We start from the raw sequence: 17,731 nt of genomic DNA, 5'->3' as shown, positions 1-17,731 counted from the left end.
ATTTTACAAGCACCTTTCCGACCTAAGCTGTGCACCATCACTGGATCTGACAAAAGGAAACCCACCATGCAAGCCATCGTCTTCGACGAGTTCGGCGGCCCCGAAGTCCTCGTGGCCCGCGAAGTTGCCCGCCCCGAAGTGCGCCCGCACGACCTGCTGGTGCACAACGCCGCCATCGGCGTGAACCGCGCCGATCTGTCGCACCGCAAGGGCGCCTATGGCCGCGCGTACTTCGGCGACTCGGACCTGATGGGCCTGGAGGTTGCCGGCACCGTGGCCGAGGTGGGCACCGAGGTGCAGGGCTTTGCCGTGGGCGACCGCGTGATGGGCATCGTGGGCGGCGGCGCGTATGCCGAGTATTCGCGCATCGACCACCGCATGGCCATGCATGTGCCGCAGAGCCTCTCGCTGCAGCAGGCCGGCGCCGTGGCCGAGGTCTTCGTCACCGCGCACGAGGCCATGTTCCACCTGGCGCGGCTGCAGGCCGGCGAGTCGGTGCTGATCCACGCGGCCGCAGGCGGCGTGGGCTCGGCCGCCGTGCAGCTGGCCCATGCCGCCGGTGCGCGCGTGTTCGCCACGGCCAGCGCCGACAAGCGCGACGCCGTTCTGAGTTTTGGCGCCGACGTGTTCATCGACTACCGCAGCGAGGACTTCCAGGCCGTAGTGGCTGAGCAGACCGGCGGCAAGGGCGTGGACGTGGTGATCGACTTCATCGGCGCCACCTACCTGGAGCGCAATGTGCGCTCGCTCGCCGTAGGCGGGCGCATGACGGTGGTGGGCCTGCTCGGCGGCGCAACCGAAGGCGCACAGTTGCCCATCGATGTGCTGCTCTACCGCCACCTGCAGATCTACGGCACGGTGATGAAGTCGCGCCCGCCCGAAGTCAAGCAGGCCATGACGCAGCGCTTTGCGCAGCGCTGGCTGGGTGCGCTGGCGGATGGCACGCTGCGCCCGGTGATCGACAGCACGTATCCGCTGGCGGATGCGGCCGGGGCGCACCGGCGCATGGAGACGGGGCTGAGTGTGGGGAAGATTCTGCTGGTGCCAGGGCAGGCTGCGCCGGGGGCTTCAACAGGTTACTGAACCGGTGCACCGATGCACCGACACCAGCCGCCACACCCAAAAACACAAGCGTCGAATTCGGCCCGGCCATGAACGGCTGGAACCTGTGAGTCCGCGTCAAGCACTCCGAACCTTGTCCCTGGCCTGCGCAACAGCGCCCTGCAATGCCGCGTTGGGCGTGAACGCGCCTTCCAGCGCACTGGCAAACGCCGCGAAGTCGCGCTGGGACAAGGTGATGCGCGACTCGCGCTCCAGCAGTTGCTGGGCCTTTTCCGTGGCCGCAGCGCGCACAAACCCGGCCATGCTCGTGCCCATCAGGGCGGCTGCCTTGGCGATGACAGCCTTCTCATCAGCATTCATCCTGAGGTTGACGCGGGCAGCGTGCGGCATGGCAGGGCTCTTCACAAATACAGCGTTCTACCGTATCCGATAATTTGCCGAGAGGCAAGCGCCCCCTCGCTTCACCCTACCTCATCACCAACCCACCATCGACAAACAGCACCTGCCCCGTCATGAACCCGCTCCAGTCCGAGGCCAGAAACAGCACGGGCCCGGCGATGTCTTCGGGCCGGGCGATGCGACGCAGCGGCGTGGCCGCCATCAGCGATTCGCGGAACGACTCCTTCGTGGATTCGCTGGCCTGCGTGGGGTAGACCAGCCCGGGCGCCACGCAGTTCACGCGGATGCCCAGGGGCCCCAGCTCGGTGGCCAGGTTGCGGCTGAAGGCCACCAGCGAGGCCTTGGCTGTGGTGTAGTCGTGGTAGGCCACCACAGGGTGCTCCACCAGGTTGCTGGCGATGTTCACGATGGCGCCCTGCGCCCGCTGCTTGAACAGCGGCAGCACCGCACGGCACACGTTGAAGGCGCCGCCCACCGCACCGTCGAACTGCGCCTGGTAGTCGCTCCAGTGCAGGTCGTCGAACAGCGTGCGGCGCTGGGGGTCGAAGGCGTAGGGCCGAAAGGCGTTGTTCACCACGATGTCGATGGGGCCGAGCTCGCGCACTACCGCATCGACCATGGCCTGCACCTCAGGCGCCGACCCCACATCGGCCTTGGCGGCCCAGGCATCGCCACCGACGGCACGGCACGCTGCAACGACCTCGGCCGCAGCTGTGTCGTTGCTCAGGTGGTTGACGGCGACCGTCGCCCCCTCCTGCGCAAACGCCGTCGCGATCGCGGCACCGATGCCCCGGCTGGCACCGGTGACCAGCACCACCTTGCCCTGGAACTTCATGGGCAAGCCCTCACGCCACCGGCAGCAGGCTGGTGTCCACCACGTCCGCCACCTTGATCTGGCGCTGCACCAGGCCCAGCGCGCGGTAGGCGTCGGCGCCCTTTTGCAGGGAGTCGAGGTTGAAGGCGCCCAGCTTGGCGCCGGCTGCGGACGGCAGCGACGAGGCATTGCGCAGGCGGATCACCTCCAGGTTGATGTCGCGCTGCGTGCCGTCGATGGCGACCTTGACGGCCAGGGTCGCGGCCTCCTCGGGGTTGGCGATCATCCAGGCCGCGCTGTCGCGGTAGCCCTTGAGGAAGGCGCGCAGCAGCTCCTTCTTTTGCGGGAGCGTCTCGTCGCGCACCACAAAGAGGTCGCTCGACACGTTCAGGTAGTCGCGCACCTGCATCACGTTGACCTCGCCGATGCCCTTGCGCTGCCCCACCACCAAGCCGGTGTCGGTGGCGGCCGTGGCATCCACCTGGCCCTGCAGCAGCGGCGCGAAGTTGAGCAGGCCGGTGACGACGATGGTCACGTCCGACTCCTTGAGCCCCGCCTGGTGCAGCATTACCAAGAGGTTCTGGCGCGTGCCGCTGGCCAGGCTGTACACGCCGATCTTCTTGCCCTTGAGGTCTGCGGGCTTGTGGATGTTGGCGGACTTGAGCGAGACCACGTTGAACACGTTCTGCGGGTAGATGTCGTAGATGGCGGTGAGCTTTTCGCCCTTGTCCAGCGCCGTGAAGAAAGAGCCGGGGTCGGTGAAAGCCACGTCGGCCTGGCCGCTAAGCATGTTGCGGATGGCATCGCCCCCGCCCGCCCCGGGCGCGTAGCCCAGCTCGACGCCCTGGGCCTTGAAGAAGCCCTTGTCGGGCTCGGCCAGCAGGTTGGTGATTTCGCTGATGGGCTTGCTCCAGCCGCCGACGGTGATCTTGCCCTTGGCCTGCGCGGTGGCCAGGCCGGCGAACGGCAAGGTGGCCAGGCCCGCAGAGGCGCCGAGCACGGTGCGGCGGGAGATGGGCAGGGAGTAGGTGGTGGTGTTCATGGCAATCAAGGGTTGTCGAGGTAAGGGGTCAGAAGCCGGCGCTCCAGCAGCAGCGTGGCCTGGTAGAGCACCAGCCCGATGAGGGCGATGAGAAAGAGTGCGGCGAACATGAGGGCGGTGTCCATCATTCCCTGCGAGGCGATGACCACGGCGCCCAGGCCCTGGCTGGCACCGATGAACTCGCCAACGACGGCGCCGACCAGCGCCAGCACCACGGCCATGCGCAGGCCCGCCAGAATGGAGGGCAGCCCCACCGGCAGCTTGAGCCGCAGCAGCGTCTGCCAGCGTGTGGCGCCCAGCATGCGAAAGAGCTGCAGCCGCTGCGGGTCTACGTGCTTCAGGCCCGTCAGCGTGTTCTCCATCAGCGGAAAAAAGCAGATCAGCCCCGTGATCAGCGCCGTGGGCGCGATGCCAAAGCCAAACCACAGCACGAACAGGGGTGCCAGCGCCAGCTTGGGCACCACCTGGCTCACCACCACGTAGGGCCTGAATACGCGCTCGAGCAGGGTCGATTCGGCCAGGGCCATGCCCATCAACAGGCCAGCCACGCCGCCACCCGCCAGCCCCAGCAACAGCGCAGACAGCGTGGCCCGGATATGCGGCCAGAAATAGCCGGTAGCCACCCCGTTCCACAGCGCGGCGCCCACGGACGAAGGCGCGGGCAGCACCAGCGCCGACAGGCCGGAGCGGCGCACGGCCAACTCCCACGCCGCCAGCAGCACCAGCAGCAGCGCAGCGGAGAGGAGCCGGGCTTGCAAGGTGCTCAGCTTCATGCGGCGACCCCATCCATGCTCTTGCGCACCTGCGCGCAGTAGCGGTTGAACGGCGCCTCGTCGCGCATGGCCTGCACGTGCGGGCCGGGCAGGTCGATGCGGATGTCGTCCACGATGCGGCCGGCATGCATCACGGCGATGCGGTCGCCCAGGTACACCGCCTCGTTGATGTCGTGCGTGACGAACAGCACCGTGGTGCCGCGCTGGCGGCAGGTGTGCAGCAGGTCGTCCTGCAGCTCGGCGCGGGTGATGGCGTCGAGCGCGGCAAAGGGCTCGTCGAGCAGCAGCAGCGCGGGCTCGAGCACCAGCGCGCGCGCCAGTGCCACGCGGCTTTGCTGCCCGCCAGACAAATGCCGCGGGTAGTGCTGCGCATGCGCGGCCAGGCCCAGCTGGTCCAGCAGCGCCCGCGCCCGCTCCACATCGCCCGCCCCCGGGCGGCGCTGCAGCGACACGGGCAGCAGCACGTTGTCGATGACACGCTGCCAGTCGAGCAGGGTCGGCGCCTGGAACATGAAGCCCAGTTGCGGCCCGGGCGCCAGCAGCTCCTGGCCGCGCAGCAGCACGCGGCCCGACTGCGGCCGCAGCAGGCCGGCAGCCAGCTGCAGCAGCGTGGTCTTGCCACAGCCGCTGCGGCCCACCAGGCAGTGGATCTCACCGGCCGGCATGCGCCAATCGATGCCATCCACCACGAGCGGGCGGCCCGGGTAGGTGAAGACCACCTGCTCAATGGCAAGAAAACTCATGGGGTGCACTCAATCCGCATAGGGTGCCAGCGGTTCGGCCGCCAACTCGGCGGACTGCTCGATCTCGGTCATGCGCACCAGGTCGAGCAGGTTGAAACGGCCATCGTGGTGCCAGCCGGCCTCGGGCGCGCTCATCGAGCCAATGGCACTGATGCGCGTGACCCCCACCGCGCCCAGCAGCCCGGCCAGGCGGAACAGCTCGGCCGGCGCAGCGGCGATGCCGGCGGTCTGCAGAAAGCGGCTGTGCGGCGCCACCAGGGGCACCACATCGTCCAGCGCATCCACGCCCACCACCTGGATGGTGCGCTGCATCGCGGTGGGGGCCAGAGGCTGCAGCGTGTCGCTGTAGGCCACGCTCCAGGCGGCAGAAGAGGCACAGATCAGTTGGTCTGCGGGCCCTTCGGCCCCGGCAGACAGTGCTTTCCACTCCACGCCCTGCTGCCATTTGGCCACCGCAGCGGAATCCTCGACCGCCAGCGGCCGGCGCGGAAAGCGCCGGTGCAGGTTGGCCAGCTCGCCGGCCAGGTAGCCGGCAAAGGCGCGCGGCGAAACCGCCCCGCCCCGCTGTACATAGAAGACATGCGGCGAATAGCAGCCCTGCTGGTCGTAGCGCATCACATCCCATGCGGCCAGCCGCGCCAGGGCGGGAGCCTTCAGCGTATCGAGCGCCGTGGCGCTGACCACACCAAAGCCCAGCTTGTGCCCGTGGGGCAAAAACCGCGTGGTCACCGGCAGGCGCCGCCGGATCGCGTCCAGCGCCTCATTGCCGCCATAGGCCAGCACCGTATCGGCCTGGGCATAGAGGGCCGAGGCGCCGTCATCCCCAGCGCCGCGCCACCAGACGACGGCAAAGCATTCGGCGATGGGCGGATGCACCTCGGCCAGCAGGCGCGCGAACCAGCCCGCGAACAAGGGCTCGGCACTGGGCAGCTTGCCGATGTTGCCGGCCTTGACCAGCAGGCCGCAGACCATGCTCCACAGCGCCAGCGCGGGCACGTTGCCGGCCCAGTTGTGCACCAGCAGGTCGGGGCCGAAGGCGCGCACCGCGCCGCCCTTGGGCGTGGGCTGAAAACCGTCGAGCACCTTGGGGTTGGCAAAATCCTCCGCAACAAAGCGGTGCAGCTGCGCTGCGCGAAAGGTCTTGAAAAAACCCGTGAGGCCCAGGCGCACCATGTCGCGGTCATAACCGCTGACCACGGGCAGATACGCCTCGGCCTGCTGGCGGTAGGGGTCGCTGCGGTCCAGCAGGCGGGTGATGGCCTGGTCGATGACGGCAATGATCTCCGACACCGCCATGGTCTTCAGGTGCAAAGCGCTCGCCTGCCGCACGCGCGCTGCGAGCGCATCCATCTGCGCGGCAGACAGCACCGGCACCTCGACTTCGAGCGCCTGGTCGCCCTGCACAAAGCGCAGCACCTGCCAATCGACCTCGGCAGCATCCAGCCCCGGCAGGTAGCCTGCCTGGATACGCGGGATGGTCATGCCGCCGTGGCCCGCACGAACTCCTCGACTGCCAGCGAGCAACCCTTGGCCTCCACGCCCTCGGCACGCCCCAGCAGCAGAAATCCACCCTCGGCGTACAGGCCCACGTCTTCCGTGAGGATGGTGGTGACCGAATTGAAGTTGGCCAGGTCGCAGTGCACCAGAATGCCGCTCTCGCCCGCAGGCACCGTGCGCCCCGTGACCGGGTCGACCAAGCGCGAGCGTATCCAGTGCGGCCCCGACTTGACCGACGGCACGACGGCATTGCCATCGTCATAGAACTGCGTGCTCAGCTCCGTCATGCCATACATGTTGATGCACTGCGTGCGCGGCACACCGAGCGCCTGCGACAGCTCGCTGTAGAAGGCTTCGAGCGGCAACTCACGCGACTGGCCCTTGTAGCCGCCGGTGTCCAGGATGCGGCTGCCGGGCGGCAGCTTGAAGGTGCGGCCCTGCTGGCGCAGCGCATCGATCACATGCACGAAGCTGAAGCTCGCGCCCAGCAGCGCATAGGGCTCGCCGCTGCGCTCGGCAGCGGCCAGCGCCGCCCAGAGCCCATCGAGGTCCATGCCCTGCGGCGTGACGAAGGTATGGCTGGCACCATTGCTGCCGAAAGCCGACTTGGCCAGGTCCAGGTAGTGCGCCAGCGACGAGTTGGGCATCGCCACCTCGTCGGGGAACAGAATGCCCATGGGCATGCGCTCTGTGCCGCGCATGAAGCGCTGCGCGAAGTTGCGGGTCATCGACAGGTCGTACACATCGAGCAGCGGGTGAAAGTGCTGCCCGCGCGTGCTGCCGCCGCGCGTGGTGCCGCTGGTCATGAAGATGCGGTCGGTATCGGCCGGTGCCTCGCAGCGCAGCGGCAGGGCCTTGAAGGCATCGATGGGCACGGCAGGAATGTCCGCCCACGACTTCACGCTGCGGGCGTTGACGCCGCGCAGCCGGCAAAAACTCTGGAACGGCTGGTTGGCGGCAAACTGGTGCGCGAACAGGCGCAGCGCCATCTCGTCGAACTGCTCGTCCGTGCAACCATCCATCGCGATGAATTCGAGCAGGTCTGCCACCGGCGGAGTGACCTTGTGCATGAGCGAGCGTCCTTGTGTTGTCTTTGACAGGATGCTCCGAGGTCACCCGGCACATCGACGGCACAGCGCAGCAAAATGCGCCCGCATCGGGAGGGGTGAAAGCTCTTCTTCCGCCGGAATTACCCGGTTCAAGTTCTCGGGTGTGGATCTCAGCACTTGCGTGCACCCCGGAGCGATGGAGCGGATTTTAACCCGCGGCCGCAAAGCACCGGTGTCGACCACCTTCTTCAGGACATCGCCTTAACTCAGAGCTTCATGCAGTCATCGACATACGACATGAACCCCATCTCGGTGCTGGGCCTGAGCTCCACCCTGGGCTTTGCACCGGGATCGCCGGTCGGGCTGGCGGGATGCCCGGCGTTGGCTGCGGCGACGGAAGACCCTCTCCCTGGCTTTTCCCGCCATATGCGACCTTGGAGTGCTCCGCGGCTGCCGGGTGGGCGACCTCTGCAGCGCCCCGAGTGCTGGAGGATTGTTGTGCCAAGCATGAAAAATAAAGCATGCTTTATAAACTATGTCCGTCAATCTTGACAAGCATTCTTGTAAGCTTGCTTGATGACCTACGCCGAACGCTTCCAACTCGCCCTTGATCAATCCAAGCTCTCGCGCCCCCAGTTGGCACGCGAATTGGGGGTTTCTGCCCAGGCCATCGGCGAAGTCTTGAAGGGCGCTACACGGTCGCTCAGCGCCGAGAACAATTCGAAGGCCGCGCGCATTCTTGGTGTCAGTTCAGACTGGCTGGCCACCGGTCAGGGCCAGATGAACATGTCCAACGTGGCCGCCGCCCCGTCCCTGGGGACATCCCGCCTCATCCCCGTCGTGGGGCACGTCAAGGGCGGCACGGATGGCTTTTTGGAGGAAATGCAATACCCCGTGGGGCATGGAGAGGGCTTTGTCCAGTACTGGACCAAAGACCCGAAGGCCTACGCATTGCGGGTCAAGGGCGAATCAATGCACCCACGCTACCGGGCGCGCGAGTTCATCGTGGTCACGCCCTCCATCGAGGCGCAGCCAGGCAACGACGTGGTGGTAAAGCTCAAGGACGGCCGCAAGCTGCTCAAGCAGCTCAACCGCATCCACGACGACGAAATTCAACTGGTCAGCATCAACGATGGGTACGAGCCCGCAACCATCCAGCGCGACGAGATCGAGGACATCCATCGGGTCGGTGGCGGTGTGCCGCCAGATGCCCTCATCGAAAGCTGACCGATTCATCAAGAATACTTGACTACAAAAAGCAAGCATGCTTTAATTCACTCCAATGCCAACACGGTAGTGGAGTGAAAAAATGCCAACATCGATTTCCTGTACCGAGACCGCTCGCCCGACCCGCCCCGCCCTGGCGGCGGACGTCGAGGTGGCGAAATTCACAGTTGGATCCACCAACTGTTCGGGCAGCAGGTCCGTCCACACCTGTTGGACCGAAGTCCCTAACGCCGAACAGGCGGACGCCATAGCCCGGCACCCCATCAGCGTCCATTTCGACAACGCGCATGCGGTGCCAAGCAGCGCCTGCGCGCGGCGCGGCCACGAGATGGTCCGCGTCGGCGCCAACGGCTTCGTGGTCTTCCACCGCACCCCTACCCTGTTCCTGCTGGCCAAGGCCAGCGCCCCGGTCGCCCATGCATGCGGCCTGGCCCCAGGGCGCGGCGGCACGCATCCGTTCGGCCACCGCGCCGACCTGGGCAAACACAGCATCCGCGTGCAGCAGCCCCATGGTTGACTTCGTGAAGCGGTGCCCCATGGTCGGCCGCACCACCCCTGGCGGTGGTCACCGCGTGCGCCAGGCGCCTGAAAACACCAGCCAGGCGGGCGCGCAGAGCGAAGGCATCGCGCGCCAGAAGCCCTGGGTTCTGTTGTTCGCCGTGCAGCGGCGGACCTGACCCACCACCACACCAACCGCCGCAAGCAGCGGCGCAGGAACCATCTTGAACGATGGGGATGTGGCTCGCGCGTCTCATGCAGAACGCGAAGGCCATGTGCGTGCAATGCATCCCGGGAGGCCCCGCGCGCCCTCCCAATCAACCGAAGGAAACTCCATGCCCATCATCGCTAACAAGCTCGCCTTCTACACCGACTCGATTGGACACTACCCTCCCATCCCTGCCGTCAACCTTGCAGCCAACGTCTGCGCCAAGCTGCCCGCCGTTACCTACGACGCCCAGCAGCTAGGTAGCCAGAGCATGGGCTACGCCTACAACGGCCAGTTCAACGACGGCGCTCCCAACTGGCTGGGCGGGCTCACCATGTCCCAGCACACGGACATGATCCAGGCAGACACCATCGTGCTTCATCTGGGCGGTGGCGACGTGGACCCGTTCATCCAGGGTACCAACCCCGATATCTCACAATCCCCCGTGGCGTACCTGATGACCGTGTACGGCTGGCACGCTGCGGCCGCGGGCCGAAAGATCGCCGTGGTGCAGGCCCCTCTCGTCGTCGTGACTGACTATCCCAAATGGAATGATAGCCCTGATGAGCAGGCGGCAGCCCTCGCCTACCGAGACTCGGTCGGCCGCCTGCAACAGGTCCGGGAATCCGTCGTTGCGCAGATCAATGCCCACTACCCCGGTGCAGCCCAACTCATCTACTACCACGGGCCAAACGCCATTGACCCGGTCACGATGGTCCCTGGCGACACGCTCGACGGCCTGCACCCCACAGAAACCAAGCACTTTTTGATTGCGCGCAGCATCGCCAGGGCGCTGGGCGCATGGCGCGGTTGGTCCGTCCTGCCGTAAGGTGTAGCCAGGGCCAGCCTGCGCACGGTGCACGCCCACCAACTGGCCCGGGCTACCTCCGATAGCGCTCACGCGGCGTACTTGCGAGCCCGGAGCAGCACAGACCGTGGCCGACCTCTCGGGGTCGGTCACGGGCCAGCGGCCTGGATTGCATCGGGCCGCGCAACTTCAGCGGCATGCTGGTCGCGTACCGCATGCCGGCCATCTGCCACACCTTGAAGCGCCCCCCGCGTGGAGTTGGTTCCGATGGATTTCTTCCTGGGGTGAGATGCCTGTCCCTGCCGGGTGCAACCCGGGTTCGCGACAGATCAGATCTTGTCGCAGGACTCACTGTAGCTGGCGAGCCAATTTCGACTGAAACCGAGGAGCATGCGAGCTGAGGATCCAGGGGCATCAGGGCCACCCGCGGGTACGAACACTGCGGCTGCGTAAAAATCGCCTTCTTGGTAATCGTATCGCGAGGCTCCAGCAGGAGTGTCTGGGCGATCAGCGCGACCGGGAGGGAGCGTGAAGAGAGGTGTCTTGGGCCCCGCAATCCACCATCTGGCCCCAAAGCTCAAACCAGACCGATCTTTCGCCCCGCTCACATCAATCGCGGCCCCAGTCGGCATGACGTCGATCTTGGCACTCCAGTCCGGGCCCTTTATGTCTTGACCATAAGACAAATAGGTGTTGGCGTAGGTAGCTCGGCAGTTGTAAATGCCGCTGTAGGCCAATGACAAAGGGTCGGTCGATGGGGCGGCTACGGTGAGGACTTCGCGGATCTGCCCGCTGTCCACCATTTCTGCAAACGAGCGTCCCCAGCCTAGATAGACCTTGGCCCCGATCAGGCCACGCGCGTCCAGGTTGCGCACCGCGACAAGCTGCGGATCGGCCACCACGGCTTGGTAGGCCGGCGCGTCGCAAAACCCTGGGCATTGAAAAAGGACAAAGCCCGCCTCGCCATGAAAGTACAACTGGCTGTTGTGCAAAACGGCGAGCCACAGCTTGTAGCCCTCTGCACCGGTCGGCACGCCGCGCACGTTCACCGCCACGCGGCTGCTTTGCAGGTCGCCCTCCATGGCGGCAACCGCCGTCACCTGGGCCATGGCAGTGCAGGTGCCGAAGGTCGTCAGCGCTGCCAACGCGATATGGGAAAGCCGATAGGTCATTGTCCAGATCCTTTTCAGAAAATACCGTGCCTGCACCATTACCAGCATCAATCATCTGCACAGGATGAAAAAAAATAGTAATGCCACAAAACGCGAAGGGCGTAACGGGTTGCGTGTCTAGCAGTGATTGTTCTAAATTGTGCAGGGTGGCGCTGTGCGCAGCGTCACACATGCGGCGCATTGCCCAGCGCCTTTGTTTCGAAGTGTGAGGTGGTGAACATCAGACTCGCCCATATGGGTGATTGCACACACGCGTTACGACGCCAGTCGCCATATTATTCAAGCCGATGCGGAATAATCCCCGCGAGGGCGCGGCAAAATCTGCGTCAGTAATCAAACCGTGGAGACCGGCAACCCACGACGCCATCTGTGCTGGACACAACATCCATGACCTCGCCTTTTCCACTCCCCCCGGATGTCACCGCATGGCTCGAACGCTGGGCCCTGCTGCCCGATGGCAAACTGTTGACGACCCGGTCCAGCTGGGTGCTGCCCGTACGGCACGGCCATCTGCCCGCCATGCTGAAAGTCGCCCGCATCCCTGACGAACAGGCTGGCTACCGCCTGCTTGCGTGGTGGGAGGGCCAAGGTGCCGCCCAGGTCTTCGCATCCGCCGAAGGGGTTCTGCTGATGGAGCGGGCGGCAGGGAGCCAAAATCTCGCGCAGATGGCGTGGTCTGGCAAAGACGACGACGCCTGCCGCATTCTTTGCGCAACGGCTGCCCGGCTGCATGCTCCGCGAAGCAAACCCCTACCCGAACTGCATCCGCTGGCCATCTGGTTCCAGCCACTCATTGGGCCATCACACACGCATGCGGCACTGGTCGCTGCCTCGGACATCGCGCGCCAACTGCTGGCTGACCCGCGCGAGGCGGTGCCGCTGCACGGCGATCTGCACCACGAGAACGTGCTTGACTTTGGCACACGCGGGTGGCTGGCCATCGACCCGCACGGCCTTGTGGGAGAACGCGCGTTCGACTATGCCAACATCTTCACCAACCCCGATCTGAGCGACCCTGCCCGGCCCCTGGCCACGCTGCCGGGCCGCCTGGAGAGCCGGCTGGACACCGTTCTTTCCGCCACGGGCCTGGAGCCCGGTCGCCTTGTTCGCTGGATCGTCGCCTGGACGGGACTGTCCGCAGCCTGGTTCATGGGCGATGACGACGACCAGGGGGCGGCCATCGATCTCGCCATCAACGCCAAGGCCCTTGGTTTGCTCTGAAACCGTGGTGTGGCACACGCAATAGCGACGACCTTGTTCAGGAGATTGTTTTCGGATCTTGTCGATTTCCGGTGATCTGCTTCGTCGTGAAGAATGGAGCAATCAACCCCCCAAAGGATTCCGCCATGAAATACCTCGGCCTCGCCTACTTCACCCCCGAGAAATTCGCCGCCATGGCGCCCGCCGACGTGCAGGCCCTGGTGAGCCAGTGCCCCGCCCTGGACGAGAAGATGCGTGCCACGGGCAAGGTGCTGGTGTCCGCGTCGCTGGGCGACACCGAACACTGGGTCAGCCTGCGCCCATGCAGCGGCAAGGCGCAGATCAGCGACGGGCCCTTCACCGAGTCCAAGGAGATGGTGGGCGGCCTGTTCATCATCGAGGCGGACAGCCGTGAAGAGGCGGTGCAACTGGCCTCCATGCACCCGGCTGCCACGCTGGGTGAGGCGGGCGGCTGGGGGGTCGAGTTGATTCCCATGGATTTCTTCCTGGCCGCCACCTGAGCCTGCCCCCGGCCCGCATGCCGGGTGCTGCCCCACGGCCCCGCCTTGGTGCGAGGGGCTGCGAGATAACGCCCCATCCACCTCGTCTTTGCCTATGATGTCTGGACAACCGCTCCAGAAGGCGCCATGAACATCGACACAACGTCTTTGATTCAGGACATGGGAATCAATGCCGGGCTGCTGTCGTTTCTGGCGGCGCTGTACAGCATCGTCATCAGCGGCCAGCGCCACCCCGACCACGCCGTCGTGGCGAGGCGGCGCAGATGGCTGCCCTGGGTCACGGGGCTCATGTTCGGCGTGACCGGCATCCTGACCATGCTGGTGCCCCTGCGCCTGGCCGAGGGCGTGATCGTCGACACCCGGCTGGTGATGACCGGGCTTGCCGGGGCCTACCTGTCGCCCTTGAGCGCCTTGCTGTGCGCAGCGGTGCTGGGCGCGTACCGGCTCAGCCTGGGCGGCATCGGCAGCGGCCCCGCCATGGTCGGCATCGCCCTGACCACCGCCATCGGCTGGCTCTGGCAGCGCCACCGGCCGTTCTTTTCCACACTGCGCCTTGGCGGCACCCTGGCCGATGGGCTCTGGCTGGTGGGGCTTGGCTTCAGCCTGGCTGCTGGCGGCATGCTGGCCATACAGACCTTGCCGCCAGACATCGCACGGGCGGTCACCGCACGGTCGTGGCTGGCCGTGCTGGTGGTCTACCCCATCGGCACCGTCCTGCTGGGTTTTCTGCTGGACAACACGCAGAAGCTGAACCAGCGCGAAGAGGCCCTGGCCCAGACGGCAGAGACCTTGAAAAACATGCTCGCCGAAGCGCGCCAGGCCGCCAGCGTGTTCGTCAACAGCAAGGACACCATCGCCATCGTGCAGCCGGACGGCACGGTGCTGGATGTCAACCCCGCGTACGTCCATGTGCTGGGCTACTCGCGCGAGGAGCTGATCGGCAAATCATCGGCCGTTCTGCGCATTGACGAGGGCGGCCAGGCCGCATTTTTGCGCCGGGTGGCGCACGCCATTGAGCGCGGGGGCCGATGGCACGGCGAGCTGATCCGGCGCCGCAAGAACGGCGAAGATTTCGTCTCCGAAGTCACCATCGAAGGCATCCGGGACGCCGACGGCGTGGTGCGCAAGTGGGTCTCGGTCGGCAAGGACGTGACCGAGCAACGGCACCTGGAGCAGGTGCTGCAGCAGTTTGGCAACTACGATGCCCTCACAGGCCTCTCAAGCCGGCGCCTGTTCACCAAAGAGCTCAATGCCAGCCTGCAGCATGGCGTGCAGACCGACAGCATCCTGGCCCTGTGCCTGCTGGACATCGACCAGTTCAAGGACCTCAACGACCAGTGGGGCCAGCCCATGGCGGACCGCTTTCTTCGGGTCTTTGCACAGCGTCTCAGAAAAGAGGCGGGGACCGAGAGCCTCATCGGGCGCGTTGGAGGCGATGAATTCGCCGTCGTGCTGAAGAACTGCCCGCACACCGATGCCGCACTGCAGCAGCTGGAAAGCCTGCGCCTGGCACTCGCACAGACGGCCACCCTGGATGGCACCCCATTGCGCCTGACCTGCAGCGCAGGGGTCACCTTCTACCCCGGCGACATGGCCGACGCCGACGGCCTGCTGCGCCACGCGGACCTGGCCCTGTACGCCGCCAAGGAACAGGGCAAAGACCGCATCGTGGTGTTCGACGTGCAGCAAGGCCAACGGGTGCAGGCGCGCAGGCACACCGCCAAGCTGGTCGAAGACGCATTGCTGCAAGGTGAGATGGAGCTGTTCTTTCAGCCCAAGGTCCGCATCTCTGACGGCCAGGTCATCGGTGCAGAGTGCCTGATCCGGTGGCACCACCCCGAACGGGGGCTGTTGGCGCCGGGCGCGTTTCTGGAAGACATCGTGGGCACCCCGGTGGCCAACAAGCTGGACTACTGGGTGCTGGACGCCGCCTTCCAGGCCGGGCACACCCTGGCATCCCAGGGCAACCCGCTGCCGCTGAGCATCAACATCACCGTATCCACCCTCATCGACAGCCGCTTTCAGCTGCAAGCCGCCCAACTGCTCAGGCAATACCCCGCCCTGCCCCCGCAGTTTCTGGAGGTCGAACTGCTGGAAACCGAAACCTTCAACGACCTGTCTGCCGTGGCCTATGTCATGCAGGGCCTGAGCGAACTGGGCATCCTGTGCTCCATCGATGATTTCGGCACCGGCTACTCCTCGCTCACCTACCTGCAGCGCCTGCCCGCACACACCGTGAAGATCGACCAGTCCTTTGTGCGGGACATGCTGGACAACGAGCGCGACCGCACCCTGGTGCGCGGCATCGTCAGCCTCGCCCACGCCTTCAACCGGAGCGTGATCGCCGAAGGCGTGGAAACCCTGGCGCACGCCCAGGCCCTGCGCGACCTGGGGTGCGATGGCCTGCAGGGCTATGGCATTGCCAGGCCCATGCCGCTGCAGGATCTGATGGCGTGGATGCGGGCGTGGGATCCGCCGCCTGAGGTGGGTGGGCTCGGCCGCCAATCGCGTTGATGGGCATTCCGAATGAAGCAGGTTTTGTCTTGCTCTGCCTGCAACAGCCACCCTGCGATGCATGAACTGGCGCGGCCAAGGCCAGTGCCCCCGTGCAAGGGCCGCCAAGCCGCGCAGGCGGCGCTGCGCTTGCGTGCACTGGGGGCGTCCCCCTCCCGCATTGCGCAGCAATGCGAGAGAGGGGTGAAGGCGCGAAGCGACTCAGGGGGTGCTTCGCTTCACGCCAGCACCAGCCTGATCAGCGTGATCTCCGACGGCGCCCCCAGCCGCATCGGCGGCCCCCAGTAGCCCGTGCCGCGGCTCACATAGACCCACATCGTCTGCAACCGGTGCAGCCCTGCAACGAAGGGGTTCTGCAGCGGCACGAACAGGTTCCACGGCCAGAACTGCCCGCCGTGCGTATGGCCCGACAACTGCAGCAGAAACCCCGCTTGCGCCGCAGCCGGCGCACTGCGCGGCTGGTGCGCCAGCAGCACGCGGGTCAGGGCCTCGGGTGGCGCCCCCACCAGTGCGCGTTGCGGGTCGCTGGCGTGGCTGGCATCGAAGTGCCCGGCCGTGAAATCGGTCACACCTCCCAGCACCAGCGCATCGCCATCGCCCTGCCCGGCAGCCTGCCGCAGCACCGCATGCTCGTTGAGCAGCACGCGCAGGCCCAGCCGGCGCAGTTCGGCGATCCACGGGAGCGCGCCGGCGTAGTACTCGTGGTTGCCCGTCACCACAAAGCTGCCGTGGCGCGCCTGCAGGTCGGCCAGCGGCGCAATGTGATCGCGCAGCTCGGCCACGCTGCCGTCCACCAGGTCGCCCGTGATGGCGATGGCATCGGCCTTCAGCGCATTCACACGGTTGACGATGCGCGCGATGTAGCCGCGCCGGATGGTAGGCCCCACATGCAGGTCGCTGAGCTGCACGATGGTGAAGCCCTGCAGCGCCGCAGGCAGCCCGGCCAACGGCACATCCACGTGCCGCACACCAGCCGTGCGGCGCGCGTTCCAGAACCCGATCAGGGACGCCAGCGTGGCCACGACCACCACCCCTGCCGCAATGTCGGCCCGTGCCGAACCGCCCTCCTGCAGCCAGCCGCCGGCCCACGCCCCGGCCAGCACCAGGTCACGCAACAGCGTCAGCAAAAAGAGCGACGAGAACCAGCCCATGGCCAGCAAGCCCAACCATGTCCACACGGGGTGCGCGGCGCCACGGCGGCCGGAGCGGTGCTGGAACGGCATCGGCAATGCAATGGCCGAGACCAGCAGAGCAACCGCGAGCGCAGGCCCGGCACCCGGCCATGCAGACAGCGCCCCCACCAGGCGCAGGCCGATGTACAGGTGCAAGAGGGTTGTCAGGATGGTCAGGGGGCGCAGCGGCATGGCGGGCAGGGGTGGCGCGGCGGGGCCGCAGAAGTCGGTAGATGCGGGCATACCACGGGATATCCAGCCCCGTGGCGATGGAGGCGCGTTTGCTGTTGTTTATCGATGTTCCAGAGCGGTCCGGTGGGCACCGTGGTCACCGGTTTGGGTGACGCGACCACCTCTCAAAGATCACCAAGTCCGATTACATTCATTCAGTCACCGCCATGGGATTGGGCCCCTGACGGACTGAAGAATAGGAGACCTGCGTGCGTTTGCTGAAACTGTCCTGCGCAAGCTGTACGGCCCCCCTGGAGGTCGAGGGGGACCTCGGGTACTTTACGTGCGACTACTGCGGGACCGCGCAGATCATCGAGCGCTCTGGCGTCGCCATCCCGGCACCAAAAGCCGAGACCGACCTGAAGGCCGTGCAGCGCGCAACGGCCCGTACCGCAGCAGAACTGGCCATACCGCGCCTGACCAAGGAGCTCACCGAGGCAGAGCTGGCCAGGGCTGGCATCCTCCTGGCTGCCAAGGCGAAGCTGGAAAGCGCCAAGCGGGCCCGCCGCACTTACGCGCAGATCACCTTCGGCGTGGTTTTCGTTCTCGGTCTGCTCACCATCCCTGACATTGATGGAGTGATGGGGACCGTCCTGGCATACGCCTGGCTGGCGGCCTTGATTGCCGCTCCGATCTGGGTCTACACAAGAGCCTGGCTGCCCGTGGACAACGGCCGCGAAGCCACGGCAGCCATTGACGCCCGAATCACCCAGATCGAGGAGCACCTGCGGGTCAACCGCAGCATGCTGGACACCTTGCCCGTGTGAGCGCGCACCGGTCAGATGTTTTTGCAAAGGCCAA

18 protein-coding genes are annotated in these 17,731 nt (G+C 66.0%); 9 read left to right on the top strand and 9 right to left on the bottom strand.

Features of this window, described 5'->3' with window-relative positions:
• The first annotated feature begins 66 nt into the window (after window positions 1-66).
• The gene (locus ACSQ3Y_RS13475; RefSeq protein WP_436177623.1) at window positions 67-1,083 is read left to right on the top strand and encodes an NAD(P)H-quinone oxidoreductase; all 1,017 of its coding nucleotides are present in this window, start codon (window positions 67-69) and stop codon (window positions 1,081-1,083) included.
• A 96-nt stretch (window positions 1,084-1,179) separates the two neighbouring features.
• On the opposite strand, the gene ACSQ3Y_RS13470 is transcribed toward ACSQ3Y_RS13475, so the two are convergent.
• The 7 genes from ACSQ3Y_RS13470 to ACSQ3Y_RS13440 form a co-directional block, all read right to left on the bottom strand.
• Window positions 1,180-1,452 (bottom strand): DUF1778 domain-containing protein, encoded by a 273-nt coding sequence (locus ACSQ3Y_RS13470; RefSeq protein WP_436177622.1) that lies wholly within the window; start codon window positions 1,450-1,452, stop codon window positions 1,180-1,182.
• Window positions 1,453-1,528: 76 nt separating this feature from the next.
• Window positions 1,529-2,296, bottom strand: a complete 768-nt coding sequence (locus ACSQ3Y_RS13465; RefSeq protein WP_436177621.1) for an SDR family oxidoreductase — start codon at window positions 2,294-2,296, stop codon at window positions 1,529-1,531.
• A 10-nt stretch (window positions 2,297-2,306) separates the two neighbouring features.
• Window positions 2,307-3,317, bottom strand: coding sequence for an ABC transporter substrate-binding protein (locus ACSQ3Y_RS13460; RefSeq protein WP_436177620.1), 1,011 nt, complete (start codon window positions 3,315-3,317; stop codon window positions 2,307-2,309).
• A 5-nt stretch (window positions 3,318-3,322) separates the two neighbouring features.
• On the bottom strand, window positions 3,323-4,090 hold the full coding sequence (locus tag ACSQ3Y_RS13455) for an ABC transporter permease (protein WP_436177619.1): 768 nt from the start codon (window positions 4,088-4,090) through the stop codon (window positions 3,323-3,325).
• On the bottom strand, window positions 4,087-4,833 hold the full coding sequence (locus tag ACSQ3Y_RS13450) for an ABC transporter ATP-binding protein (protein WP_436177618.1): 747 nt from the start codon (window positions 4,831-4,833) through the stop codon (window positions 4,087-4,089). Before ACSQ3Y_RS13450 ends, ACSQ3Y_RS13455 begins: the two co-directional genes overlap by 4 nt.
• A gap of 9 nt (window positions 4,834-4,842) precedes the next feature.
• The gene (locus ACSQ3Y_RS13445; protein ID WP_436177617.1) at window positions 4,843-6,315 is read right to left on the bottom strand and encodes an acyl-CoA reductase; all 1,473 of its coding nucleotides are present in this window, start codon (window positions 6,313-6,315) and stop codon (window positions 4,843-4,845) included.
• Window positions 6,312-7,400: a long-chain fatty acid--CoA ligase gene (locus ACSQ3Y_RS13440; RefSeq protein WP_436177616.1), complete on the bottom strand. Its 1,089-nt coding sequence runs from the start codon at window positions 7,398-7,400 to the stop codon at window positions 6,312-6,314. Before ACSQ3Y_RS13440 ends, ACSQ3Y_RS13445 begins: the two co-directional genes overlap by 4 nt.
• Window positions 7,401-7,955: 555 nt before the next feature.
• On the opposite strand from ACSQ3Y_RS13440, the gene ACSQ3Y_RS13435 reads away from it, so the two are divergent.
• The 4 genes from ACSQ3Y_RS13435 to ACSQ3Y_RS13420 all read left to right on the top strand — a co-directional run bounded on the left by ACSQ3Y_RS13435 (window position 7,956) and on the right by ACSQ3Y_RS13420 (window position 10,141).
• Window positions 7,956-8,606: a LexA family transcriptional regulator gene (locus tag ACSQ3Y_RS13435; protein ID WP_057264473.1), complete on the top strand. Its 651-nt coding sequence runs from the start codon at window positions 7,956-7,958 to the stop codon at window positions 8,604-8,606.
• 82 nt (window positions 8,607-8,688) lie between these two features.
• Complete coding sequence (locus tag ACSQ3Y_RS13430; protein ID WP_436177615.1) at window positions 8,689-9,123, top strand: hypothetical protein; 435 nt, start codon at window positions 8,689-8,691, stop codon at window positions 9,121-9,123.
• The gene (locus tag ACSQ3Y_RS13425; protein WP_157421838.1) at window positions 9,116-9,283 is read left to right on the top strand and encodes a hypothetical protein; all 168 of its coding nucleotides are present in this window, start codon (window positions 9,116-9,118) and stop codon (window positions 9,281-9,283) included. Before ACSQ3Y_RS13430 ends, ACSQ3Y_RS13425 begins: the two co-directional genes overlap by 8 nt.
• A 156-nt stretch (window positions 9,284-9,439) precedes the next feature.
• The gene (locus ACSQ3Y_RS13420) at window positions 9,440-10,141 is read left to right on the top strand and encodes an SGNH/GDSL hydrolase family protein (protein WP_057264470.1); all 702 of its coding nucleotides are present in this window, start codon (window positions 9,440-9,442) and stop codon (window positions 10,139-10,141) included.
• A gap of 308 nt (window positions 10,142-10,449) precedes the next feature.
• Here ACSQ3Y_RS13420 and ACSQ3Y_RS13415 read toward each other — a convergent pair whose 3' ends face one another.
• The gene (locus ACSQ3Y_RS13415; protein WP_157421837.1) at window positions 10,450-11,292 is read right to left on the bottom strand and encodes a hypothetical protein; all 843 of its coding nucleotides are present in this window, start codon (window positions 11,290-11,292) and stop codon (window positions 10,450-10,452) included.
• A 387-nt stretch (window positions 11,293-11,679) separates the two neighbouring features.
• Between ACSQ3Y_RS13415 and ACSQ3Y_RS13410 the strand changes: the two genes are divergently transcribed.
• The 3 genes from ACSQ3Y_RS13410 to ACSQ3Y_RS13400 all read left to right on the top strand — a co-directional run bounded on the left by ACSQ3Y_RS13410 (window position 11,680) and on the right by ACSQ3Y_RS13400 (window position 15,527).
• Window positions 11,680-12,513 carry an APH(6)-I family aminoglycoside O-phosphotransferase gene (locus tag ACSQ3Y_RS13410; RefSeq protein ID WP_436177614.1) on the top strand — a complete coding sequence of 278 codons (834 nt, stop codon included), beginning with the start codon at window positions 11,680-11,682 and terminating at the stop codon, window positions 12,511-12,513.
• Between the two features lie 125 nt (window positions 12,514-12,638).
• On the top strand, window positions 12,639-13,013 hold the full coding sequence (locus tag ACSQ3Y_RS13405; RefSeq protein ID WP_436177613.1) for a YciI family protein: 375 nt from the start codon (window positions 12,639-12,641) through the stop codon (window positions 13,011-13,013).
• Between the two features lie 126 nt (window positions 13,014-13,139).
• Window positions 13,140-15,527: a putative bifunctional diguanylate cyclase/phosphodiesterase gene (locus tag ACSQ3Y_RS13400; RefSeq protein ID WP_436177612.1), complete on the top strand. Its 2,388-nt coding sequence runs from the start codon at window positions 13,140-13,142 to the stop codon at window positions 15,525-15,527.
• Window positions 15,528-15,745: 218 nt separating this feature from the next.
• Here ACSQ3Y_RS13400 and ACSQ3Y_RS13395 read toward each other — a convergent pair whose 3' ends face one another.
• Window positions 15,746-16,942, bottom strand: a complete 1,197-nt coding sequence (locus tag ACSQ3Y_RS13395; RefSeq protein ID WP_436177611.1) for a metallophosphoesterase — start codon at window positions 16,940-16,942, stop codon at window positions 15,746-15,748.
• A 203-nt stretch (window positions 16,943-17,145) separates the two neighbouring features.
• Between ACSQ3Y_RS13395 and ACSQ3Y_RS13390 the strand changes: the two genes are divergently transcribed.
• Window positions 17,146-17,697 (top strand): hypothetical protein, encoded by a 552-nt coding sequence (locus ACSQ3Y_RS13390; RefSeq protein ID WP_436177610.1) that lies wholly within the window; start codon window positions 17,146-17,148, stop codon window positions 17,695-17,697.
• Window positions 17,698-17,731: the final 34 nt, after the last annotated feature.

This window comes from Acidovorax sp. LjRoot66, from assembly GCF_964253305.1.
Lineage (GTDB): Bacteria > Pseudomonadota > Gammaproteobacteria > Burkholderiales > Burkholderiaceae_C > Acidovorax.
Note: the sequence above shows the minus strand (reverse complement) of the source record. Positions and strands in the feature narration are given on the sequence as shown.